At 54.0% G+C, this 22,953-nt stretch carries 22 protein-coding genes; 21 read left to right on the top strand and 1 reads right to left on the bottom strand.

Features of this window, described 5'->3' with window-relative positions; all coding sequences use genetic code 11:
• Positions 1 to 58 precede the first annotated feature (58 nt).
• From FMM01_RS03260 to FMM01_RS03290, 7 genes are all read left to right on the top strand, one after another.
• Positions 59 to 1,666: a response regulator transcription factor gene (locus FMM01_RS03260; RefSeq protein WP_150391656.1), complete on the top strand. Its 1,608-nt coding sequence runs from the start codon at positions 59 to 61 to the stop codon at positions 1,664 to 1,666.
• Positions 1,667 to 1,771: 105 nt separating this feature from the next.
• Complete coding sequence (locus FMM01_RS03265; protein WP_027827259.1) at positions 1,772 to 2,464, top strand: histidine phosphatase family protein; 693 nt, start codon at positions 1,772 to 1,774, stop codon at positions 2,462 to 2,464.
• Positions 2,465 to 2,552: 88 nt separating this feature from the next.
• Positions 2,553 to 3,206, top strand: a complete 654-nt coding sequence (locus FMM01_RS03270; RefSeq protein ID WP_051225033.1) for a TetR/AcrR family transcriptional regulator — start codon at positions 2,553 to 2,555, stop codon at positions 3,204 to 3,206.
• Complete coding sequence (locus tag FMM01_RS03275) at positions 3,206 to 4,942, top strand: ABC transporter ATP-binding protein (protein WP_150391657.1); 1,737 nt, start codon at positions 3,206 to 3,208, stop codon at positions 4,940 to 4,942. The genes FMM01_RS03270 and FMM01_RS03275 overlap by 1 nt, the downstream gene beginning before the upstream one ends.
• Positions 4,935 to 6,830, top strand: coding sequence for an ABC transporter ATP-binding protein (locus FMM01_RS03280; RefSeq protein ID WP_150391658.1), 1,896 nt, complete (start codon positions 4,935 to 4,937; stop codon positions 6,828 to 6,830). The genes FMM01_RS03275 and FMM01_RS03280 overlap by 8 nt, the downstream gene beginning before the upstream one ends.
• Positions 6,831 to 6,982: 152 nt before the next feature.
• Positions 6,983 to 7,852: a VOC family protein gene (locus FMM01_RS03285; protein WP_190973445.1), complete on the top strand. Its 870-nt coding sequence runs from the start codon at positions 6,983 to 6,985 to the stop codon at positions 7,850 to 7,852.
• Positions 7,849 to 8,850 carry a serine hydrolase domain-containing protein gene (locus tag FMM01_RS03290; RefSeq protein WP_150391660.1) on the top strand — a complete coding sequence of 334 codons (1,002 nt, stop codon included), beginning with the start codon at positions 7,849 to 7,851 and terminating at the stop codon, positions 8,848 to 8,850. The genes FMM01_RS03285 and FMM01_RS03290 overlap by 4 nt, the downstream gene beginning before the upstream one ends.
• Positions 8,851 to 8,893: 43 nt before the next feature.
• On the opposite strand, the gene FMM01_RS03295 is transcribed toward FMM01_RS03290, so the two are convergent.
• A complete protein-coding gene (locus FMM01_RS03295) occupies positions 8,894 to 10,246 on the bottom strand; it encodes a Mur ligase family protein (RefSeq protein WP_150391661.1) in 1,353 nt (450 codons plus the stop codon).
• 168 nt (positions 10,247 to 10,414) lie between these two features.
• Between FMM01_RS03295 and FMM01_RS03300 the strand changes: the two genes are divergently transcribed.
• The 14 genes from FMM01_RS03300 (at position 10,415) to FMM01_RS03365 (ending at position 22,699) form a co-directional block, all read left to right on the top strand.
• Positions 10,415 to 11,017 (top strand): thymidine kinase, encoded by a 603-nt coding sequence (locus tag FMM01_RS03300; protein ID WP_027827265.1) that lies wholly within the window; start codon positions 10,415 to 10,417, stop codon positions 11,015 to 11,017.
• Complete coding sequence (gene prfA / locus FMM01_RS03305) at positions 11,010 to 12,098, top strand: peptide chain release factor 1 (RefSeq protein WP_027827266.1); 1,089 nt, start codon at positions 11,010 to 11,012, stop codon at positions 12,096 to 12,098. The genes FMM01_RS03300 and prfA overlap by 8 nt, the downstream gene beginning before the upstream one ends.
• Entirely contained in the window at positions 12,085 to 12,942 is an 858-nt protein-coding gene (gene prmC / locus FMM01_RS03310; RefSeq protein ID WP_190973446.1) for a peptide chain release factor N(5)-glutamine methyltransferase, read from the top strand. The genes prfA and prmC overlap by 14 nt, the downstream gene beginning before the upstream one ends.
• Before the next feature lie 21 nt (positions 12,943 to 12,963).
• A complete protein-coding gene (locus FMM01_RS03315; RefSeq protein WP_027827268.1) occupies positions 12,964 to 13,974 on the top strand; it encodes an L-threonylcarbamoyladenylate synthase in 1,011 nt (336 codons plus the stop codon).
• Positions 13,975 to 14,017: 43 nt separating this feature from the next.
• Positions 14,018 to 15,262 (top strand): serine hydroxymethyltransferase, encoded by a 1,245-nt coding sequence (gene glyA / locus FMM01_RS03320; protein WP_027827269.1) that lies wholly within the window; start codon positions 14,018 to 14,020, stop codon positions 15,260 to 15,262.
• 63 nt (positions 15,263 to 15,325) lie between these two features.
• Positions 15,326 to 15,955 carry a uracil phosphoribosyltransferase gene (gene upp, locus FMM01_RS03325; protein WP_027827270.1) on the top strand — a complete coding sequence of 210 codons (630 nt, stop codon included), beginning with the start codon at positions 15,326 to 15,328 and terminating at the stop codon, positions 15,953 to 15,955.
• Between the two features lie 212 nt (positions 15,956 to 16,167).
• Positions 16,168 to 16,878: a F0F1 ATP synthase subunit A gene (atpB, locus tag FMM01_RS03330; RefSeq protein ID WP_150391663.1), complete on the top strand. Its 711-nt coding sequence runs from the start codon at positions 16,168 to 16,170 to the stop codon at positions 16,876 to 16,878.
• Positions 16,879 to 16,900: 22 nt separating this feature from the next.
• Positions 16,901 to 17,113 carry a F0F1 ATP synthase subunit C gene (atpE, locus tag FMM01_RS03335; protein WP_027827272.1) on the top strand — a complete coding sequence of 71 codons (213 nt, stop codon included), beginning with the start codon at positions 16,901 to 16,903 and terminating at the stop codon, positions 17,111 to 17,113.
• 47 nt (positions 17,114 to 17,160) lie between these two features.
• Complete coding sequence (gene atpF, locus FMM01_RS03340; protein WP_063515129.1) at positions 17,161 to 17,688, top strand: F0F1 ATP synthase subunit B; 528 nt, start codon at positions 17,161 to 17,163, stop codon at positions 17,686 to 17,688.
• Complete coding sequence (gene atpH / locus FMM01_RS03345; protein ID WP_146994442.1) at positions 17,675 to 18,226, top strand: ATP synthase F1 subunit delta; 552 nt, start codon at positions 17,675 to 17,677, stop codon at positions 18,224 to 18,226. Before atpF ends, atpH begins: the two co-directional genes overlap by 14 nt.
• Positions 18,227 to 18,249: 23 nt before the next feature.
• Positions 18,250 to 19,830 (top strand): F0F1 ATP synthase subunit alpha, encoded by a 1,581-nt coding sequence (atpA, locus tag FMM01_RS03350; protein ID WP_081674521.1) that lies wholly within the window; start codon positions 18,250 to 18,252, stop codon positions 19,828 to 19,830.
• Between the two features lie 12 nt (positions 19,831 to 19,842).
• Complete coding sequence (locus FMM01_RS03355) at positions 19,843 to 20,775, top strand: F0F1 ATP synthase subunit gamma (RefSeq protein WP_150391664.1); 933 nt, start codon at positions 19,843 to 19,845, stop codon at positions 20,773 to 20,775.
• A gap of 25 nt (positions 20,776 to 20,800) precedes the next feature.
• Positions 20,801 to 22,252 carry a F0F1 ATP synthase subunit beta gene (gene atpD, locus FMM01_RS03360; RefSeq protein ID WP_150391665.1) on the top strand — a complete coding sequence of 484 codons (1,452 nt, stop codon included), beginning with the start codon at positions 20,801 to 20,803 and terminating at the stop codon, positions 22,250 to 22,252.
• Positions 22,253 to 22,267: 15 nt separating this feature from the next.
• Complete coding sequence (locus FMM01_RS03365) at positions 22,268 to 22,699, top strand: F0F1 ATP synthase subunit epsilon (RefSeq protein ID WP_027827277.1); 432 nt, start codon at positions 22,268 to 22,270, stop codon at positions 22,697 to 22,699.
• The last annotated feature ends 254 nt before the right edge of the window (positions 22,700 to 22,953 follow it).

Below are 22,953 nucleotides of genomic sequence, written 5' to 3' on the forward strand. Positions count from 1 at the left end.
GCTTAACACTCAGCCAATAGTTTATGCACAGCAAACATTCGGGGGAGTCGATGAGCCGATGGAAGCATATCGCATTTTGTTTGTAGAAAAGGCGCCCGCAGAGTCTAGCATGCGTACGCTGCTCGACTGGGGCGCGCTGGGATTTGACTTGATGGGCACAGTGGCCACCGAAGCCCAGGCGCTGGCAATGATTGCGGAAAGCCGCCCGGACGTCGTCGTCACTGAGCTGGCGTTGGCCGCGGGTACTGGCCTGGCTTTGATTCATCAGGCCAAGACTGCTGCTCCGGAAACAGCGTTTGTGATTTTGGCCGCAGAAGCAGATTTCGAGACTGCCCAAGCGGCCATTGCACTGGGCGTCGCTGCATTTTTAAAACGGTCAGAAAAACCAGCCGTGCTGCGCGGCGCCTTCAGCCAACTGCGCCAGACACTGAATCAAAAGCGCGCTCAAACAGCGAACTGGACAGTGCTGCAACAGTACTACAAACAGTCTCTGCCGGTGATGCAAGCGAGTTTTTACGCCGCGCTGATTGATGGGCAAATCAATGAAGCCGCCATTGATGCTTATCGCCGCGACTACCAGATCGCCTTGAACGGGTCTTTTTACACCTGTCTCGTTATCCACACATCGACCACGCTGCTGCCGGCTAGGGTCGATCCGATGCTGCTGCGCACGCAGGTGCTGCAGCAGGCTCGTGCATTCTTTGAGCCCCTGTGGCCGCTGGCAGCATTTTCTTATCTGGGCAACACTGTTATGGCGGTTCAGCTGGCCGCCGCGACCGATGTGCGGGCCCTCACTGACGACGCCGACCGTTTCTGTCAGGAGGCGAAAAGCAAACTTGCTGCGGCGGTGACCATTGGTGTCGGCGCCGCGGTGAGCAGGCTGCTCGATTTGCCCCGGGCATACCGGGGAGCCCGCACTGCGGTATCCTACCGCAGTCTCTATGGAGCGGGTAAAGTGATCAACATCAAAGAAATTGCTCCCCATGAGCTGGCTGATTTCAGTCCTTTGACTGATACTGCGCTGTCGGCGCTATTCAGACAGATTCATGTCGGGCCGGAAGAGACCATTGAAGAAGCAGTGGCAGCGTACCTGACGCATCTAGGGCAGACGGCTCAGCACATGCCCCAGCACACTGTGGTCGTCAATGAGCTGATCAGCGCGCTTTACCGGTTTGCGGCCAACAACCGGCTGCACGTCCCTGCCTTGACCGATAACCTTAAGACCCTTTATCAGACACTGCCAGAGTCGTCGCCGGCGTCTTTGCACCAGTGGCTGTCAGCGACTTGTCTGGCATTGAATAGTCAGTTGGCCCTGGCTCGCGATACCACGTCAGCGGTGATGATTCATGACGCCCAAGAGTATGTTCGAGTGCATTATCAGGAAGAATCGCTGGGGTTGAAAGATGTCTGCGCGAGTCTCGGCGTGTCGCATTCCTATTTTTCCACGCTGTTCAAACGCGAAACCGGCGTGTCGTTCATCACCTACCTGACCGAGTTCCGCATGGACCGGGCCACCCGGCTGCTGCTGGAGACCACCGAGCAGAGTCAAGTGATCGGCCGCCTTTGCGGCTACACCGATCCAAATTACTTCAGCTTGGTCTTCAAAAAACATTTTGGCAACTCACCGACGGTTTACCGCAGCGGGATGGCGGTGGCATCTTATTAACCAATGCCTCGGTCTTTAGACCGAAAGCTGGCCCTGGTCCGCAAACCCGCGGCAGAATATGGTAAAATTCAGTAAACAGCCACAGTCGTAGAAAAGAGTGACACTATGCCGAAGCAGCTACTATTCCTCGTCCGCCATGGGCAGACTGAGTTGAATGCGCAGGACAAGATGCAGGGGTGGATCGATTCCCCATTGACCGCTGACGGGATGCGTTCGGCCCGTCAGCTCAGTCATATGCTGCGCAAGGTGGACTTTGTATCCGCCTATACGAGTGATTTGGAGCGCCAGCAGGTGACCTGCCGATTGATTCTGGACAAACACCCGCAGACGCCGATGCACGTCACCACCGGTCTCCGGGAGATGTATTTCGGGGCACTGGAGGGCGAGTCCGCCCGCCGAATCTTTATTGAGGTCGTGCGCCGGTACGGGCTGAAGACTGCCCGGCGGATGTATTCCGGTGACGGCAGTATCGTCGCCATGACCAATTCCTTCGCGGCCCTGGATGACACGGATCAAGCCGAAGATTACCAGGCGCTGCAGCAGCGGATCCAGACCACGATGCGCCGCATCACCGATGAGAACGGCGACGGCAATATTTTGGTCGTCTCTTCCGGCTTGGCGTTGAGCAATTATATTTACGGTCTGGATCACAACGCCATTGATGGGCATTTGCTGGACAACACGAGCGTCAGTTTGGTCAGCGTTGAAGACGGCCAAACCGAGGTACTGGCGGTGAATTTGACCAGTGCCCGGGATCTGAACAAATTCCTCAAAGAGACTGAGCAAATTCCTGATTGATTTTTTCTGGGAAGAGTCTATAATGACACATTGTCACATGACAGTGTGTCATTTTTATTAGATAATGTCACAAAGGAGGCTGCTGGGCGTGCCCACGCAAACATTTTTTAACCTGCCCGGAACAAAACGGCAGCGCTTGATTGACGCCGGCTTCACTGTTTTTTCCCATGCCAGTCTGGCGGATGCATCCGTGAGCGAAATCGTCCGGTTAGCCAAGATTTCCCGGGGCAGTTTTTATCAGTATTTTTCGGATAAGACGGATCTGTATTTTTATCTGTTGGGTCAGTTGCGGGAAGCTTGGGCGGCCGATACGATCGGCACCTTGCGCCGCCACGAGGGCGATCTGTTTGCGACGGTGCGGGAACTAGCGGAAGCGGCTTTTACCGATCTTAGTCAGGGGCCGTACCGAGAGTTTTATCGCATGCTGTTTCTCAGTTTCAGCTATCGCGGGTCGGTCCAGGTAGATGATGAGTGGACGGCACACTACCGGGCTCAGCATCGGATTCGGACTAACTGGTCGCAGATGGTGGATACCAAGCGGCTCAACGTGAATAGTGATGATCAGCTGCATACTTTGGTGCACATGCTCTTTGGCGTGTTTGCCCAGAATGTGGCCCGCTATTTCAATGAAGCCGCTGATGCGACTGACACCGCAGTGGCTGATCGTTACCGGCAGAACATGCTGACGATGATCGATTGGCTGCAGCACGGTGTTGAAAAAGAAACGCAGGAGGAAAGGTAATGTTCAAATTAATGAAAGCCCGCATGTCCGGGTGGCAGGTCTTGGGCGCGCTGCTCTTCATGGTCGCCCAGGTCACCGCTCAGCTCTACCTGCCCAACTTGACGGCGGACATCGTCAATAAAGGGATCGCCACCGGCAATGTCGGTTACATTTGGGAAACCGGCGGGCGGATGCTGCTGGTCACGGGGCTGTTTATTCTGGCTGCCGTCGGCAACGTCTTCCTCGCTTCCCGGGCGTCCCAAAAATTGGGCCAGAATTTGCGGAGTGATTTGTTCCACAAAGTCTTGTTCTATTCCAATGACCAGTTCGATGCCATCGGCACCAGTTCTTTGATCACCCGGACCACCAACGATGTCATGCAGATTCAGAACGTGACCATGATGATGTTGCGGATGATGATCATGGCGCCAATTACCTTGGTGGGGGCGAGTTTCCTGGCCTACCAGAAGGACGCCTATTTGACCCGGATTTTCGTCGTCGTCATTCCGATTCTGGTAATCGTGATGGGTGTGGTGATGTTCTTTGCCGTGCCGCTGTTCCGCAAGATGCAAACAAAGACCGACCGCCTGAACCTGGTATTCCGGGAAGGGCTGACCGGGGTGCGGGTCATCCGCGCTTTTCGCCGGGATAAGTTTGAACAGAATCGGTTTGATGTGGCCAACAAGGATTACACGCACAATGCCCGGATGGTTTTCTCCATTATGGCCGTGATGTTTCCTTTGGTGACCATGATCATGTCTGGTACGAACGTCGGCATTGTCTACTTTGGGGCCCAGCGGATTGCTTCCCAGTCCCTGGAAACTGGTAATATGATTGCGTTTCTTACATACGCGATGCAGATCTTGATGAGTTTCATGATGCTCTCCATGGTCTTCTTCTTCGTGCCCCGGGCCCAAGCGTCCGCAACGCGGATCAATCAGGTCTTGGATGCGGAAACGACTGTCAAGTCGCCAGCCGCACCGACCGCACCGGCCCAACCCGAAGCGTCTTTGCAATTTGACAATGTCCAATTCCGCTATGCCCAAGCGGAAGATCCCGCATTGACGGGGGTGGACTTCAAAATGCATAAGGGGCAAACAGTGGCGGTGATCGGCGGGACCGGTTCCGGCAAGACGACGCTGGTCAATCTGATTCCGCGGTTCTATGATGTGGAAAAAGGCAGTGTCAACGTTGACGGGACGGATGTCCGCCAGTGGGATTTGGCAGATCTGCATGAGCATGTCGCCTTTGTACCCCAGAAGTCTGTTCTTTTCCGAGGGACGATCCGTTCGAACATGCAATATGGGAACGAGAACGCCACTGATGACGAAATGTGGCATGCCTTGGATATCGCGCAGGCAACTGAGTTCGTGAAGGGCCTGCCGGATGGCTTGGATGCTGTGGTCGAGCAGGGCGGGAACAATTTCTCTGGCGGTCAAAAGCAGCGGCTGGCGATTGCCCGGGCGCTGGTCAAGAAAGCCAGCATCTACGTCTTTGATGATTCCCTATCTGCGTTGGACTTCAAGACCGAAGCTGATTTGCGGCATGCCCTGCATGAAGATCCGCAAATGCAAGAGAGTGTGACGGTCATCGTCGGGCAGCGGGTGTCCAGCGTCGCCGACGCGGATACGATCATCGTGCTGGATAGCGGTAAGATGGTCGGCCGCGGCACACACCAGGAGTTGCTGGCTAACAACGAAACCTACCAAGAAATCGTTTCTTCACAAATCCGGAAAGGGGACACGCATCATGAGTGATAATAAATCGAGTCGGCGCCCAAGCGGCGGCGGTCCCCGCGGACCAATGGGCGGGATGGCCGGCGTTAAGCAGAAGCCGAAGAACTTCTGGGGCACCACCCGGCGGTTAATGGGCTACATGAAACCCCATGCCGTAGCTTTCAGTGCCGTGATGATCTTGGCCATTGTCTCCCAAGTCTTCCAGATTCGGACGCCAAAGATCCTTGGGGAAGCGACGACCGAAATCTTCAAGGGTGTGATGAAGGGGACGGCAGAACAAAAGGCGGGGATCAATATCGCCAACTTCCCCATCGACTTTGGCAAGATTCAGCAGATCATCATTACCGTGATCCTGATGTATCTGGCGTCTGCCCTGTTCAGCTTTTTGCAACAATTCATTATGACTCAGGTCTCCCAGGATACCGTTTATCGGCTGCGTCGGGACTTGAAGGATAAGATGGCCCGGGTGCCGGTCCAGTATTACGATACCCATCCCAATGGGGATATTATGTCTCGGGCGATTAACGATATGGATAATATCGCCGGCACCTTGCAGCAAAACATCACTCAGGCCATCACCAGTACGGTGATGTTCATTGGGACACTGTGGATGATGATTACGATCAGCTGGACGTTGACGGGAATTGCTCTGTTGACCATTCCCCTGAGTTTGATCGTCGTCGGCATTGTCGCGCCAAAGTCCCAGAAGTTCTTTGCTGCCCAGCAGAAGTCGTTGGGGTTATTGAACGACCAGATTGAAGAAAATTACAGCGGCCACGTGGTGAACAAATCTTTCAACCATGAAGCCGAAAGTATTGTCCAGTTCGAGAAAGAAAACTCTAAGCTGTACAATGCCTCCTGGAAAGCCCAAATGATTTCCGGGATCATTATGCCGTTGATGAACTTCGTCAATAACCTAGGCTACGTGTTTGTCGCCATCTTCGGCGGGATCCGTGTGGCCAACGGAGAAGTCAGCTTAGGGGATGTGCAGGCCTTTCTGCAATATACCCAGCAGTTCTCCCAGCCGATTTCGCAACTGGCCAACCTCGCCAACACGATTCAATCCACGATCGCTTCGGCGGAACGGATCTTCGAAGTGTTGGATGAACCGGAAATGCAGGATCAGCCGTCTGGCGTGGCCCCGATTCCCGATGACAAGCGCAAGATCGCGCTGGAACACGTCCAATTCGGTTATGTTGGCAAGCCGCAATTGATGAGCGACTTCAACCTGAACGTCTATCCGGGACAGATGATTGCCATCGTAGGCCCCACCGGCGCTGGGAAGACGACTATCATTAACTTGCTGGAACGTTTCTACGATATCAATGGCGGGTCGATCCGCTTAGCCGGGACCGATACTCGGGATATCAAGCGAGAAGCCCTGCGCGCTCACTTTGCGATGGTCTTGCAGGACACGTGGCTGTTTACCGGGACCATTATGGACAACCTGCGGTACGGCCGGGAAGATGCGACGGATGAACAGATCTTCGCTTCTGCCAAAGCAGCCCATGCGGACAGCTTTATCCGGCAGCTGCCCAAGGGCTACGACACGATCCTGAATGAAGAGGCCAGCAATATTTCCCAGGGTCAGCGGCAATTGCTGACGATTGCTCGGGCGTTTGTGGCCGATCCGGACATTCTGATTCTGGATGAAGCGACCAGTTCCGTGGATACCCGGACAGAATTGCACATTCAGCATGCGATGGAGCGTCTGCTGAAAGGTCGGACCAGCTTCGTGGTGGCTCACCGGCTGTCCACGATTCAAGACGCTGACAACATCATTGTCATGAACCACGGGAGCGTGGTCGAAACTGGCACGCACAACAGTCTGCTGGCGGCCCATGGCTTCTATGCCGACCTTTACAACAGTCAGTTCACTGGCAATTTGACCATGGCGGAACCGTCTTAAGCGGGTTTGCCCAAGAAAGTTTGCATAAGGCACCAAGCCCTCTGCCATAGGGGACTTGGTGTCTTTTTAGCTGAGCATGATGCTTGAATTTTATACTTTTTTCACTCACAATTACCATGTCACGCAAACGTTACAGGAAGGGATTGGGTTTAATGTCCGGTTATATTATCGCAGATGAGACCCGCATTCGGTATGTTGCCCTGAAGGTCAAGGATCTACAGGCCATGGTGGACTTTTATACGCAAATCGCGGGATTGGCTTTATTAAAACGTTCGGAAGAAGTGGCCTATTTAGGCACCCGGCAAAACCAGGAAGTGCTGGTGACCCTGCACAAGATTGCCGGGCGCACGCCGAAGGCCCCCACAGCTGGCTTGGAGCACATGGCCATCCTGCTGCCGGATCGCAATACCCTGGGCTCTGCTTTGCAGCATATGGTCGATAACGGTATTGCCATTGACGGGGTGTTTGAAAACTCCTATTCGCAAACGTTCATTATTCATGATCCCGAGGGGAATGGTGTAGAATTTGCCGACGACAAATCAGCGTCGGAGTGGCGCACGCCTAATGCCATTGACTGGCACAACGAGCGGACCAAGACGATCGCCCAGGATGTGTTGTTGAAACACCAGGGAGATAAGTATGCCGCCGCCCCGGCAGGAATTTCCATCGGCCATGTCCAGCTGCGGGTGAACAACTTAGCGGATACGGCGAAGTTCTATGAAGCAGGGCTTGGCTTTTCAGTGAATAACGATGCGGATCCCAAGCAACTCTTTCTGGCGGCGGGGGATTATCACCACCACATTGGCATTAATTTGACGAACGACGAGCACTTGGCTAAGCCGGTGTTTGATGAATACGGCTTGGATTATGTCAATTTGATCCTGCCTAACGAGTCGGCCATGGATCTGCTCCGGACGAATTTGGACGCTCAGGGGTTCAAGGACTACGACTACAACAGCCAGTTCCATTATTTACAAGTCACAGATCCTAACGGTATTAACCTCTGGTTTGCCATCGCATGAGGAAATCGGAAAAACAGATTCAACGGTTAGTGACAGCCCGGGTCGTGCCTGGTGTGTCTTATGCGTATGTTCATCCGCACAATACAGACACCCGTGTCTTAGGCGATCTCGTTTGGTACCCCCAGACAACCCCGCTGGGCCCCAATGCGCAATATGACTTGGCGTCGCTGACGAAAGTCGTGGGCACCCTGACGGTATTTTTGCAGGCAGTGGCGGAGGGCCGGTTAACACCAGATACACCCGTGGCAGACTTTTTACCCACTGTGCAGGATCAGCGGGTCACATTTCGTCATTTGCTCACCCACACGTCCGGGATCGCCGGCTATATTCCGCACCGTAATGCCCTGCCGGCACCGCAGTTAAAAGAGGCATTGCTCCGGTTGCCGGTGACTGATGCTTTTGCCCAGAAGCCGGTATACAGCGACACTAATCTGCTCTTCGTCGGGTTCGTGCTGGAGCAGCTTTACGGTGCGCCGATTCATGATCTGATCACCGACCGGGTGTTGCGTCCCTTGGGTTTGAGCGGGGCCGCCTTTCATCCGGCACGAGCAGTTCCGACGCTCTATAATGCTGCCGCCGGCACCAATTTCGCCGGTGTTGTCCATGACCCGAAGAGTCGGATACTGGGCGACCACAGCGGTTCAGCGGGATTGTTCAGCGACTTGCCGAGTTTGGTGCGCTTCGTGCAGTGGTACTTGGGCCAATGGGCGCCGGTGCCGGCGCCGCTGGATCAATCAGTTTTGTTGCCGTTGTGGCAGGACTGGGCCCCCCATCACGGTCAGCGGTCCCTTGGCTGGGATCTGCGGACGACCCCGGCCGGCACGCCGGTGCTGTACCATACCGGTTTTACTGGGACCTTCATGGCCCTGGACCGGAAGCATCAAGAGGGGCTGATCGTATTGACTAATCGGATTTATCCCAATGGGCAAAACGACCGCTTCTTGGCAGATCGGGAGATCATTCTCAATACGTGGCTGGCGGAATGCGATCGCCGGTAGCAAAATAGCACCCCGCCAGCGGTGTGCTATTTATATGGACCAATCAATGATTAACCAGTTGCTGACTGACGTAGTTTTTGTCGGCCAGGGCTTTGCGCAGCTCCAGCATCGCGGTGTACGTAGCCAAAATATAAATCCGGTCATTGGGGATTTGCTGGATCAGCGGAATTGCGTCGGTGACGTTTTCCGCGGTCTGCAGATGATCGTCGGCGACGCCGGCGACCTTGAGCCGCAAGGCAATATCCTTATACCGGTGGCCGCCGGCAATCACTGCCGGCATGGCGGCATAATCCAAGTCCTCAAACCGCCCGTCCCAGATCCAGCTGGTATCGATCCCATCCGCGTAGTTGGAATTCAGCAGGACGGCCAGCGAATAAGGTTGGGGATCATTGTGGATCATGGTCAGGACCTGGTTCAGGCCCACCGGATTTTTGACCAAAATAATAGTCACTTTTTTACCATCCACATTGATCACTTCCTGGCGGCCAAAGACAGTCTCATCGCCGGAGAGGGCCTGGACGACCTGATCCCCGGTGACGCCGAATTCCCGGGCAACGGTATAAGCCGCCAAGGTGTTGTAAATATTGTACAAGCCGCCGATATTGATCGACGCCTGGTGACCATCCAGGTCAAAGGTGGACCGGGTCGGCAGGAGGGTGGCAACACTGTTGACAGTATACTTCAACGCGGGTCGGTGGAAACCGCAATTGGGGCAGAAATAATTACCTAAATTGGCATAGGTATTGAAGTGATAATGCAGAATGTGATCGCACACCGGACACAGCACGCCGTCGGTATTCACATCGGCCCGGGTGTCGCCCTCGTCCGGCAGGTTGAAGCCGTAGTAGACCTTGGGGTTGGGCAAGTCTTTTGAATTAAAAATTGGAGCATCCCCATTAGCAACAATCGTGGCCTCGGGACATAACTTCACGCCGGCCAAAATTTTCTCATAGGTGGTATAAATCTCACCGTAGCGGTCCATCTGATCCCGAAAAATATTGGTTAGGACAAACATCTTCGGGTGCAGCTGTTCGGCGACGTGAGCGACGTTGGCTTCGTCCACTTCCAGTACCGCCAGCCCCTTTTCGCCTTTCCGGCGGGAATTGGCCATGAATACCGTCATGATGCCCTGGAACATGTTGGAGCCGGTGGGGTTGGTCAGGACCTGGTCGTATTTTTGACGCAGGGCTTTCACCGTCAAGGCGGTGGTTAGTGTTTTCCCATTGGTCCCCGTGATAATAATCGTATCGTAATCTTTGCCCAGTGCGGCCAGGGCGTTGGGGGCGATCCGCTCCACCAGTTGACCAGGGAATGAACTGCCGCCGTTGCGAAAGGTGTGTAAGAACCAATAGGCACTTTTCCCTACTGTGATTGCGAATTTGTCCCGGATGCTCATCTGTCAGCCACCTATCCTTTTTCTCGAATGTTTCTTGACTATTCTAGCAGATTCCGTGCTTTAGGGCGATGCTGACTGTTTGCTGCGGCGGTTAGTCTTCACTGCTGGTGCGGATTCCGTTATACTAGATAAGATTTAGACGATACGTTGAAAATGGGGGTGGCCTGGTTGGCCCAATTATTTTTCCGTTATGGTGCCATGAATAGCGGCAAGTCCATCGAAATTTTGAAGGTGGCCCACAATTATGAAGAGCAGAATAAGCCGGTGGTGCTGATGACGAGCCATCTGGACACGCGCAGCGGCGAGGGCGTCATCGCCAGCCGGATTGGGCTGCATCGGCCCGCACTGCCGATCCTGGAGGATACCGACATTTTTGCCATTACGGACGCCCAGCCGATCAAACCGGCCTGTATCCTGATCGATGAAGCCCAGTTTCTGAAAAAGGCGCAGGTGCTGCAAGCATGCAAAATCGTGGATAATCTGGGTATTCCGGTGATGACCTTCGGCTTGAAGAACGACTTTCGCAATGAATTGTTCGAAGGCTCCAAGTATTTACTGCTGTATGCCGACAAGATCGAAGAAATGAAGACCATTTGCTGGTTCTGCCAGCATAAGGCCACAATGAATCTGCGGGTGCACGATAATCGGCCGGTTTACGAGGGTGAACAAATTATGATTGGCGGCAACGAATCTTATTATCCAGTGTGCCGATATCATTATTTCCACCCTGATTTAGCTAAAATAGAAGGGAAAGAAGAAATCGATGGATAAAATCATTGCCCAGCTCGAAGGCGTCTTGCAACGTTACGACGAGCTGGAAGAAATGATGGCTGATCCAGAAGTGATCAACGATACGCAACGCTATCTGCAGGTGACCAAAGAAGAGGGCAGTCTGCGGGAAGTAGTGCAGAAGTACAAGCACTATAAACAGGTCCAGCATGACATCAAGGAAAGTGAAGAAGTTCTCTCAGATTCCGATGATGCCGAGTTGGAAGAATTAGCTAAGGAAGACTTGGCTAATCTGAAGGCAGAAAAGGAACAGTTGGACCACGAGATCTTGGTATTGATGCTGCCTAAGGACCCTAATGATGACAAGAACATCATCATGGAGATCCGCGGGGCGGCTGGCGGAGACGAAGCCAGTCTGTTTGCGGCGGATTTGTTGTCCATGTATCAGAAATACGCCGAGCGCCAGGGCTGGACGTTTGAAATTATCGATGAAAACCGCACGGATGTCGGCGGCTTCAAGGAAGTTGCGGTGATGATCACCGGGACGCAGGTATATTCCAAACTAAAGTATGAAAACGGCGCGCACCGGGTGCAGCGGGTGCCGGTGACGGAATCCGCTGGCCGGGTGCACACCTCAACGGCCACTGTCGCAGTCATGCCGGAATACGATGACATCGACTTCAAGCTGGATCCCAAGGATATTCGGGTAGACGTGTACCGTTCCTCCGGGGCTGGCGGCCAGCATATCAACAAGACGTCTTCAGCGGTGCGGATGACGCATATTCCCACTGGCATCGTCGTGGCCATGCAGGATCAACGGTCCCAGCAGCAGAACCGGGAACGGGCAATGCAGATCCTGCGTACTCGGGTTTATGATTTCTATGAAACCGAAAACCGAAGCAAGTACGATGAAAAGCGGAAGAGTGCGGTGGGGACCGGTGACCGGTCCGAACGGATCCGCACGTACAACTATCCGCAAAACCGAGTGACTGACCACCGGATCGGTTTGACGCTGAACAAGCTGGACCGGATCATGAACGGTGATCTTGGCGAGATCATTGATGCCTTGATCGTCCATGACCAGACCGACAAACTGGAGCACTTGCAGGATGTCGGCGCCTGAGACGTATAACACCTGGCTGCAGACCCTGCATCAGCAGTTAACCGCCCAGGGGCTGGATCCAGATGGTGCTGAGTACGTCTTAACGACTCGGCAGGGCTGGACAAACACGGATCTGCTCCTGCATCTGCGGACAGTTATCCCGGCTGATTTGCAGCAGCAGCTGGTCAGTGACGCCAAACGCTTGCTGGCGGCGGAGCCGGCGCAGTATATCGTTGGGCAGGCCTGGTTTTATGGCCTGCCGCTGCAGGTTGCGCCCGGGGTACTGATTCCTCGTCCAGAGACCGAAGAGTTGGTGGCCTGGCTGCTGGCCTCATTGCCAGCAGATCGGCCAGTGTCTGTTCTGGATATTGGGACCGGGTCCGGCGCCATTGCCATCGCGGTGGCCCATGAACGGCCCCGGTGGTCAGTGACCGCCACCGATATTTCGCCCCGATCCTTGGAAGTGGCGGCGGCGAATGCCCAGCGTTTGGTGCCCGGGCGAATTCGGTTCATCCAGGGTGACCTGTTTAGGCCAGTGGCTCAGGATCGCTTCACGGCCATTATCAGCAATCCGCCCTACATTGCTTGGGGCGAGGCAGCCGTGATGGATCAGTCAGTGAAGCAGTACGAGCCGAGTACGGCGCTGTTCGCGCCGGACAATGGGCATGCCCTCTATGCCCAGTTGATTGACCAGGCTCCGGACCATTTAGCCGCGGGCGGCCAGCTCTTTTTAGAGCATGGCTATCACCAGCGACCGGCGCTCGCCGCGCTGTTGGCCCGTCAACCTGGGCTGGTCCCGGAATTCAGAGCCGATATGGCCGGCCATCCCCGGATGGTGCGGGCGGTGTATCGGCCGCAAGTTTGAAAGAAAAGAAGGGTTTTTATTTTGGAAACATTACGTTTGAAGCCGGATCAAGTGGCCCAAGCGGCGGCGTTTATCAAAGCCGGCCAGCTGGTCGCTTTCCCCACCGAAACAGTGTATGGACTAGGCGCCGACGCCACCAATCCGACCGCGGTGAAGCAGGTTTACGCTGCCAAGGGGCGGCCCAGCGACAATCCGCTGATCGTCACGGTCTCCGGGCCGGAGCAGGTCGCCCAATACGCGGCAGGGATCACCCCCAAGGTGCAGGCCTTGTTTGACCGGTTCTGGCCGGGTCCGCTGACCCTGGTACTGCCGGTGAAACCGGGCACATTGCCGAAGGAAGTCACTGGCGGTCTGCGCACGGCGGCTTTTCGCAACCCGGCAGATAAACTGACCCGGGAATTGATTGAACAGGCGGGAGTCCCCATGGTCGGTCCCAGCGCCAATACCTCGGGCAAACCAAGTCCCACCACCGCCGACCACGTACTCCACGACTTAACCGGTAAAATCGCTGCCGTGCTGGACGACGGCCAGACTAAAGTCGGTGTGGAATCCACGATCGTCGATATGTCCGTAGTCCCGCCGGTTATCTTGCGCCCCGGCGCAGTGTCCATCCATGACTTGGAACCGATCATTGGCAAAGTTTTGATCAACAGCCATAAGGTCGGGGCCAATGAAGTACCGAAAGCCCCAGGGATGAAGTACAAACACTACGCGCCCAATGCCCAGGTCGTCATTGTTCGGGATCCGGCAGACTTTGCCAAAGCCATTGACTGGGCTGAAGGCAAGGGCCCTGTTGGTTTGCTGGCGACTGATGCGGTTTTGGAAAAGCAGGACGCGGTCCGTTTCAAGTCCCAATATTCACTGGGGGACGATGTGGACAGTGCGACGCACCGCCTATTTGCCGGGTTGCGCTACTTTGATTTGAATCCGGAGATCAAAATCATTTTGGCCCAGGGCTTCACCCCCGATGGCTTAGGCTTAGCCTATATGAATCGGTTGGAGAAGGCCGCAGGACTGCAGTACTTTGATTAATTGCTGACGTCACTCAGGAGATCCGCTGAAGGAGGATTTTGTCATGACCACACCCGCCTATGAAAATGAAGACCGCGCCCTCTGGGCTGCCATTCACCAAGAAGAAGACCGGCAGCAGCACAACATCGAACTGATTGCGTCGGAAAATATCGTGTCCCAGGGTGTTCGCGCAGCCCAAGGCTCAGTCTTGACCAACAAGTATGCCGAAGGATATCCCGGCCACCGCTATTACGGCGGCTGTGAGTATATCGACATTGCGGAGAACTTGGCCATCGACCGGGCGAAGGAACTTTTCCATGCCGAATATGCCAATGTCCAGCCCCATTCCGGTTCCCAAGCCAATGAAGCGGCTTATCGGGCATTTTTGCATCCCGGCGACAAAGTCCTGGGCATGGACCTGACTGCCGGCGGTCATTTGACCCATGGGTCGCCAGTGAATTTTTCGGGGAAGACGTATACTTTCCACAGTTATGGGGTCGATCCCGTGACGGAGCGGATCGACTATGAGGCGGTCCGGGCATTGGCCGAAGAGATCCACCCGCGGATGATCGTGGCGGGCGCCTCAGCGTATTCCCGGACGATCGACTTTGCTAAATTCCGAGAGATTGCTGATGCAGTTGGTGCGTATTTGATGGTCGACATGGCTCACATTGCGGGGCTCGTGGCGACGGGCGCGCATCCCAGTCCAGTACCCTATGCGGACGTCGTGACGACGACGACCCATAAGACTCTGCGCGGCCCCCGGGGCGGCCTGATTTTAGCAAAAGCCGACTATGGCCGGGCCATCAACTCGGCGGTCTTCCCAGGTACCCAGGGCGGTCCGCTGGAGCACGTGATCGCCGCTAAAGCCATTGCCTTCCACGAAGCGATGCAGCCGGAATTCAAGGCGTATATTGCTCAGGTGATCAAGAACACTGCTGTCATGGCGGACTACTGCAACGCCCAACCGGGACTGCGAGTTATTTCCGGTGGTACGGATAACCACTTGTTCCTGCTGGATGTGACCGGCATGGGTGTGACGGGGCGGGAAGTACAAGACTTGTGCGACAGTATTGCCATTACCCTGAATAAGAACACCATTCCAGGCGAAAAGAATGGTCCGTTCAAGACCAGCGGAGTACGGATCGGTGCCGCGGCGATCACCAGCCGCGGGTTCAAGGAACAGGAATCGCTGCAAGTGGCCAAATGGATCGTCCAGGCGATCCAGCAGCGGCATGATCAAGCGGCTTTGGCCGATATCCGCCAGCAAGTCTATGCGTTGACGGATCAATTACCAATTACCCGGTAATATTCAGCTTTTCTTATTTCCCCGTGGTAGAATGAATACAACTGGAATAGGAGGATTAGAGCATTGAGCAAGTTTACTGTACTTAATCACCCGTTGATTCAGCACAAGCTGACGATCATTCGGGACAAGCACACCGGCACCAAGGAGTTTCGCGAAGTAGCCAACGAAATCGCGGAATTAATGGTGTACGAAATCACCCGCGATCTGCCGCTGGAGGACGTTGAAATCGAAACGCCCATGGGTAAGACAATCCAAAAACAGTTATCCGGCAAGAAGCTCGCGGTGATTCCCATCTTGCGGGCCGGGCTGGGCATGGTGGACGGCGTTTTGGAACTGATCCCGGCAGCTAAAGTCGGCCATATCGGCATGTACCGGGACGAGAAGACCCTGAAACCGCACGAATATTTCGTGAAGATGCCTGAAGATATCGGTCAGCGGGAACTCTTCATCGTCGACCCGATGCTGGCTACCGGCGGCTCGGCCAATATGGCGATTGACGCGCTGAAGAAGCGCGGCGCGACCCATATGCGTTTAGTTGTTCTGGTGGCGGCGCCCGAGGGCGTGAAGGCAGTTCAAGCGGCCCATCCAGACGTTGACATTTATGCCGCCGCTTTGGATGATCATCTGAACCAGGACGGGTACATCGTACCGGGTCTGGGCGATGCCGGAGATCGGCTTTTCGGTACAAAGTAAGATGGCGCTTCCAAAATCACCCATTTTCTGCTTGAAAATTTCATTATTATTTTTGGGCAATAGGGCTGATCTGTTGGATTCGTAACCGTTATCTTCCGGCTTGCCGCTTTGTGTTTTCATTTATCTGGTGTTATCATACCGAGTGTGTTTTGGAGACCGCTGAATGTTTTTCGGCGGCGTACCAACAACCATTATGGAAAGGAGGTCACAACGTGAACGAGAAGTATCCGATCGTGGAATTTATGGGCATGCGGATGAACTTGGCCAATGATTTATCCGCTCTTGTTGCAGCCGCATTAGTTTTTGTATTGGCTTATTGGTTTGCTCGCAAGCCCCAATTCCGACCCACAAAGAAGCAGAACATGCTGGAATGGATGATCGATTTCACTGATGGTATCGTACATAGTGCGATGCCTGGGGCAACCGGTGAGCCATTCCGTTTATTTGCCTTTGTGCTGTTCTTGTTCATTTGGATGTCTAACCAATTAGGCCTCGCCATCGAAGTAAATGTCGGTGGGACGACGTGGATCAAGTCGCCGACGAGTGACCCCATGGTGACCATGTCTTTGGCATTCATGGCCTTGTTGCTGACGCACTATTTCTCGGTGCGCAAGTTTGGCTTCGGCGGGTATTTGTACAACTATACCCGGCCGATGGTAATGCTTTTGCCAATCAATATATTGGAGGAGTTCACGAACTTCTTAACGTTGGCCCTCCGGCTTTACGGCAATATCTTTGCCGGTGAAGTATTACTAACATTATTGGGCTCTGTTGCCCAGAGCTTCGGTGTTGTGAGCGTTGTTCTGGCTGCACCGTTAGAGCTCATCTGGCAAGGCTTCTCCGTGTTCATTGGATCTATTCAGGCATACGTGTTCGTTACCCTGGCTATGGTCTATATGTCACGAAAATTGGAAACAGAATAAACATAAATTAGGAGGAACTTACATGCAATATCTTGCCGCTTCTCTCGCCGCGGGCTTAGCTGCCCTGGCTGCTTCATTTGGTAACGGGTTGGTTATTTCCCGGACGGTCGAGAGTATCTCTCGTCAGCCGGAAGTCGCTGGTACGTTACGTACTCTGATGTTCATCGGGGTTGGCTTGATCGAAGCCGTGCCGATTCTTTCCGTCGCCGTGGCTTTCGTTATCCTGTTTCTGTAATCAGTCAGTGACAACGAAAAAAACACAGCGAAGGGAAGTGTGTGTAATTGGCTAGCGAAGTGATTTTAGCCAGCAAAGCCACCGGCGGTTTGTATGTCTTCGACTTGCTGTTTTACCTCGTTCTCTTCATGATCTTGATGTGGGCGGTTGGGCATTTTGCCTGGGGCCCGGTCAATAAAATGATGGAAACCCGGCGCAACAAGGTCAATGATGATATTGACCACGCCCAGAGCGCCCGCGAAACTGCGGAAGCCCAGCAGAAGCAAACCGCTGCCGCGTTGGCTGACTCGAAGAATCAGGCCGTTGCGATCATTGCCAAAGCCCAACAACAAGGTTCTGCGCAACAGGATCAAATTGTGGCCGAGGCGCATTCCCAAGCCGATGTGTTGCGTAAACAGGCGGAAAAGGATGCGGCTCAAGCCAAGCAGGATGCTTTGGCTCAGGCGAAGGATGATATCGCCGATCTGTCGGTGCAAATTGCCAGCAAGTTGATCAACAAAGAGTTGGATGCCAGTGCCCACCAACAATTGATCGATACTTACATTAAAGGATTGAATACCCATGGCCAAGCTTGATCGCGGCACGGTTGGTACGCGTTACGCCACTGCCTTGTTGGCATTGGCGAAAGAGCGTGGTAATGCAGCGGAGACGTTAGATGAATTACGGGAACTGGCACAAGTCTTCGCCGCTCAACCGGATTTGGGTCAAATTCTGACAGATAATCGGCTTTCATTACAAGAAAAACAGCCGATTTTGGCTGAGCTGAAGAAGCCATTTTCAGAGCAAACGCAAACCTTGCTGCAAATGGTCTATGACTATAAGCGGATGGTGGACATGCCTGATATTGTGAAGGCCTATGAGCACTTATATGATGCGGATCAGCACATCATTGAAGCGCACGTCACCAGCGTAGTGCCGTTGACTGCGGACCAGCAGACGGCGTTGAAACAGGCGCTTGCCGCCCGGTTCGGCGCTAAAACAGTATATTTGCACCTGCACCAGGATCCGGCCTTGATCGGCGGGGTGGTTGTGCGGGTACATGATACGGTGCTGGATGGCAGCATGGCCCGGCGGCTGGCCGACATCAAGGCGGCTTTAACAGCAGCATCGTAATGGTCGCAAGAGAGGTGAATTGAATGAGCATCAAAGCTGAGGAAATCAGTGCTCTGATCAAAAAACAACTAGAGAGTTACAAAGATGATTTACAAGTCGATGAAGTGGGTACTGTCACTTATGTCGGCGATGGGATCGCCCGTGCGACCGGTTTGGAAAACGCCATGAGTAACGAATTGCTGACATTCAGCAACGGTTCTTATGGTGTCGCCCAAAACTTGGAAACGAATGACGTCGGGATCATTATTCTTGGCGAATTCGATGACATTCGGGAAGGTGACCAGGTGAAACGGACTGGTCGAATCATGGAAGTCCCCGTTGGGGATGCGATGATCGGCCGGGTCGTGAACCCGCTAGGTCAGCCCATCGACGGTCTGGGTGCCATTAAAACGGACAAGACCCGGCCGATTGAATCGCCAGCCCCAGGGGTTATGCAGCGGCAATCCGTTACTGAACCTTTGCAGACTGGGCTTAAAGCCATTGATGCCCTGGTTCCGATTGGCCGTGGTCAGCGGGAGTTGATTATTGGTGACCGGAAGACCGGGAAGACGTCAATTGCTATTGATACGATTTTGAACCAAAAAGGTCAAAACATGATCTGTATTTATGTGGCGATCGGGCAAAAGGAATCAACTGTCCGGGCTCAGGTGGAAACTCTGCGGCGTTTTGGCGCCTTGGATTATACCATCGTCGTCACCGCCGGTCCGTCTGAACCGGCACCGATGCTGTATATCGCACCATATGCCGGCTCGGCTATGGGTGAGGAATTCATGTATAACGGCAAACACGTGCTCATCGTGTTTGATGACCTGTCCAAGCAGGCAGTCGCCTACCGTGAACTTTCCTTGCTGCTTCGTCGTCCGCCTGGTCGTGAAGCCTATCCTGGGGATATCTTCTACCTGCATTCCCGTTTGCTGGAACGCTCCGCGAAGCTCAGTGACAAGTTAGGCGGCGGTTCCATGACTGCCTTGCCGATCATTGAGACCCAGGCTGGGGACATTTCTGCATATATTCCCACCAACGTGATTTCCATCACCGATGGTCAGATCTTCCTGGAGAGCGATTTGTTCTTCTCCGGGACGCGTCCAGCCATTGATGCCGGGGCCTCTGTGTCGCGGGTTGGTGGGGCTGCCCAGATCAAGGCAATGAAGAAAGTCGCTGGGACTCTGCGGACGGACTTGGCTTCCTACCGGGAACTGGAATCCTTCACGCAGTTCGGTTCTGATTTGGATGCGGCTACGCAGGCCAAACTGAATCGGGGCCGACGGACCGTGGAAGTCCTCAAGCAGGGCTTGCACAAACCGTTAGCGGTTGAAAAACAGGTCGTTATTTTGTACGCCCTGGTTCATGGGTATTTGGATCCGGTGCCCGTTGATGATATTCTGCGGTTCGAATCCGAGCTCTTTGCCTTCTTCGACGGTACCCACGCGGATATCTTGAAGACCATCAAAGAGACCGGTGACTTGCCTAAGGATGATTCTTTGGATAAGGCTGTGAAAGACTTTGCAGATGGGTTCTCGACTCAGAAGCAAACGCCGGATCAAGAAGCTGCTGCCGTTACCGGTGGCAGTCAGGACAACCAGACACCCAGTCAAGCCAAGTAGGAGGGAGCGCTTATGGCAGGTTCCTCAATTGACATTAAACGACGGATCGCCTCCACCAAGAGCACTCGCCAGATCACGAAGGCCATGCAAATGGTCTCCGGGGCGAAACTGAACCGAATTCAGCAGCGCGCTGCCGATTATCAGATTTACGCGGACAAGGTCCGCTCGATCGTGACCCATTTAGCGAATGCTCAATTGTTAGCCCAGGCTGGGGAAGTGGGGAATTCCCCCACGAACCCAATGGCCTCTGAACTTGGGATCACGTTGAATGATCTGATGGTTCAGCGCCCAGTCAAGAAGACTGGTTATCTAGTGATCACCTCTGACCGGGGGTTGGTGGGCGGTTATAACAGCACGATCCTCAAGGGGATGCTGGATATGATTCGCCAAGACCACGAAACCGACTACGCCATTATGGCGGTCGGCGGTGTAGGTGCTGATTTCTTCAAAACCAATAATATGAATCTGATCTACGAATACCGGGGCATCGGTGATATCCCGACATTCGAAGAAATCCGTGAGATTCTTTCCACCGCGGTCACCATGTACGACAATGGGGTGTTTGATGAATTGTATGTGTGCTATAACCACCATATTAATTCACTGAGCAGCGCGTTCCGGGTGGAGAAAATGCTGCCGATCAGTGATATTGAGGCGGAAGAGGATGACACAGAAGCGCCGGTGACGACTGAATATATCGCCGATCCTTCTTTGCCAGTGGTACTCAGTGCCGTTTTGCCGCAGTTTGCCGAAAGCTTGATTTTTGGCGCGATTTTGGATGCCAAGACGGCAGAACATGCCTCGTCCATGACCGCCATGAAGTCGGCGTCCGACAACGCGGATGATTTGATCAATAATTTAACTACCCAATTAAATCGTGCCCGACAGGCACAAATCACAACGGAAATCACCGAAATTGTCGGTGGTGCCGCTGCGCTAGAATAATCATGATGGGAAAGGAGACAAACGAATGAGTGAAGGTACAATCGTCCAAGTCATCGGCCCTGTTGTCGATGTTGCCTTTCCGCTGGATGGGTCATTGCCGGAAATCAACAATGCCCTGGAAGTGGAAAACAACAATAAGCAGAGCGTTGTCCTGGAAGTCGCCCTGGAGCTCGGTGACGGTGTCATGCGGACTATCGCGATGGAAGACACTGGCGGTCTGCAGCGCGGTATGAGCGTTAAAGATACCGGTGGCCCCATTTCCGTACCCGTTGGTAAGGAGACACTGGGCCGGGTATTCAATGTCCTGGGTCATCCCATCGATGGCGGTACGCCGTTCCCGGCGGACTTCCGGCGGGATCCGATTCACCGTGAACCACCTAAGTATGATGAACTGAGCACGACTTCTGAAGTGCTTGAAACGGGGATCAAAGTAATCGACTTGCTCGCCCCCTATCTGCGAGGCGGGAAGGTTGGCCTCTTCGGCGGTGCCGGAGTTGGTAAAACGGTTTTGATTCAGGAATTGATCCACAACATTGCCGAAGAGCATAATGGTATTTCTGTCTTCACCGGGGTCGGCGAACGGACCCGGGAAGGGAACGACCTATACTTCGAAATGAAGGGATCCGGTGTACTGGAGAAAACCGCCTTGGTCTTTGGTCAGATGAACGAGCCGCCTGGTGCCCGGATGCGGGTCGCCTTGACGGGGTTGACGCTGGCCGAATACTTCCGGGATGTTGAAGGGCAGGATGTGCTGCTCTTCATCGATAACATCTTCCGGTTTACCCAGGCCGGTTCTGAAGTTTCTGCCTTGCTGGGCCGGATGCCGTCCGCTGTTGGTTATCAGCCGACGCTGGCGACTGAAATGGGTCAGCTGCAGGAACGGATCACTTCGACCAAGAAGGGCTCCGTAACGTCAATTCAAGCCATTTATGTACCGGCCGATGACTATACCGACCCGGCGCCGGCCACGGCTTTTGCCCACTTGGACGCCACCACGAACCTGGAACGGCGTTTGACCGAGCAGGGGATTTATCCTGCTGTGGATCCGCTGGAGTCGTCTTCGTCTGCACTGGATCCGGAAATTGTCGGTGACGAGCACTATGCTGTAGCGACCGAAGTGCAGCATGTCCTCCAGCGTTATCGGGAATTGCAAGACATCATCTCCATTTTGGGGATGGATGAATTGTCCGATGACGAAAAGCTGATCGTTTCCCGGGCCCGGAAGATTCAATTCTTCTTGTCTCAGAACTTCTTTGTCGCAGAACAGTTCACCGGCGTGCCGGGAGCCTATGTTCCAGTCAAGGATACGGTTCGCGGTTTCAAGGAAATCTTGGACGGCAAGTTCGATGATTACCCTGAAGAAGCTTTCCGGTCTGTCGGTCCAATTGAAGATGTGCCGAAGAAGGCAGCCAAGCTGGGCTTCAAGCCTAAGCAGCCGGCTGCTGACCAGCCAGCTGCGCAAGCCGCTAAAGCATAGTAGGAGGGGACACTCGTGGCGGAAGATTTATCCCATGCAATTACCGTCAAGATCGTTACACCTGACGGGGTTGTCTATGACCACCATGCCCACCTGCTGATCGTCAATGCCATTGACGGTGAACTCGGAATCATGCGGGGGCATGAACCAATCATTGCACCGTTGAAAATCGCCGAAGTGCGGGTCCAACGGGTCGATGGCTCGGATCATGAAAACCACATCGCAGTGAATGGCGGCTTTATGGAGTTTTCGAATAATGTCGCCAGCATTGTTGCCGATTCTGCTGAACGGGAACGGAATATTGATTTGAGTCGGGCACAGCGCGCCAAGGAACGGGCCGAAAAGGCTATCGCTGAGGCGAACGCGAAGCACGATGTTGATTCAGTGCGTCGGGCCCAAGTGGCTTTGCAACGGGCGGTCAATCGGATTTACGTGAAACAACAGTAATGTTGGTTTATGGTATGCTAAAGTCGGTACGCAATGCGTGCCGGCTTTTATTTTTAATTAGTCGTGGCGAAAATATAAATTTTATTGCTATCTAGTGCCAATGCGGAGCAACCGGAGGCGGAATGGGCTCAGTGGTGGAAACCACACGACGGCTTTGCCGTCGATGTGGTTAGGCGACTTTGAGACCGCGGTTTTTGCGGGCTCAAAGCGCCGTCACCACGTTCCAGCCCAATTCCGCCGGAGGTTGCGCAGCT

Source organism: Schleiferilactobacillus harbinensis (assembly GCF_008694105.1).
GTDB classification, from domain to species: Bacteria; Bacillota; Bacilli; order Lactobacillales; family Lactobacillaceae; genus Schleiferilactobacillus; species Schleiferilactobacillus harbinensis.

Excerpts from the sequence above, each read along its gene's own strand:
- glyA (WP_027827269.1), top strand. The coding sequence starts at position 14,018 with ATGACCACACCCGCCTATGAAAATGAAGACCGCGCCCTCTGGGCTGCC.
- atpD (WP_150391665.1), top strand. The coding sequence starts at position 20,801 with ATGAGTGAAGGTACAATCGTCCAAGTCATCGGCCCTGTTGTCGATGTT.
- atpH (WP_146994442.1), top strand. The coding sequence starts at position 17,675 with ATGGCCAAGCTTGATCGCGGCACGGTTGGTACGCGTTACGCCACTGCC.
- FMM01_RS03355 (WP_150391664.1), top strand. The coding sequence starts at position 19,843 with ATGGCAGGTTCCTCAATTGACATTAAACGACGGATCGCCTCCACCAAG.
- FMM01_RS03285 (WP_190973445.1), top strand. The coding sequence starts at position 6,983 with ATGTCCGGTTATATTATCGCAGATGAGACCCGCATTCGGTATGTTGCC.
- FMM01_RS03280 (WP_150391658.1), top strand. The coding sequence starts at position 4,935 with ATGAGTGATAATAAATCGAGTCGGCGCCCAAGCGGCGGCGGTCCCCGC.
- FMM01_RS03290 (WP_150391660.1), top strand. The coding sequence starts at position 7,849 with ATGAGGAAATCGGAAAAACAGATTCAACGGTTAGTGACAGCCCGGGTC.
- FMM01_RS03275 (WP_150391657.1), top strand. The coding sequence starts at position 3,206 with ATGTTCAAATTAATGAAAGCCCGCATGTCCGGGTGGCAGGTCTTGGGC.
- atpA (WP_081674521.1), top strand. The coding sequence starts at position 18,250 with ATGAGCATCAAAGCTGAGGAAATCAGTGCTCTGATCAAAAAACAACTA.
- FMM01_RS03260 (WP_150391656.1), top strand. The coding sequence starts at position 59 with ATGGAAGCATATCGCATTTTGTTTGTAGAAAAGGCGCCCGCAGAGTCT.
- prfA (WP_027827266.1), top strand. The coding sequence starts at position 11,010 with ATGGATAAAATCATTGCCCAGCTCGAAGGCGTCTTGCAACGTTACGAC.
- FMM01_RS03265 (WP_027827259.1), top strand. The coding sequence starts at position 1,772 with ATGCCGAAGCAGCTACTATTCCTCGTCCGCCATGGGCAGACTGAGTTG.
- FMM01_RS03295 (WP_150391661.1), bottom strand. The coding sequence starts at position 10,246 with ATGAGCATCCGGGACAAATTCGCAATCACAGTAGGGAAAAGTGCCTAT.
- prmC (WP_190973446.1), top strand. The coding sequence starts at position 12,085 with ATGTCGGCGCCTGAGACGTATAACACCTGGCTGCAGACCCTGCATCAG.
- atpE (WP_027827272.1), top strand. The coding sequence starts at position 16,901 with ATGCAATATCTTGCCGCTTCTCTCGCCGCGGGCTTAGCTGCCCTGGCT.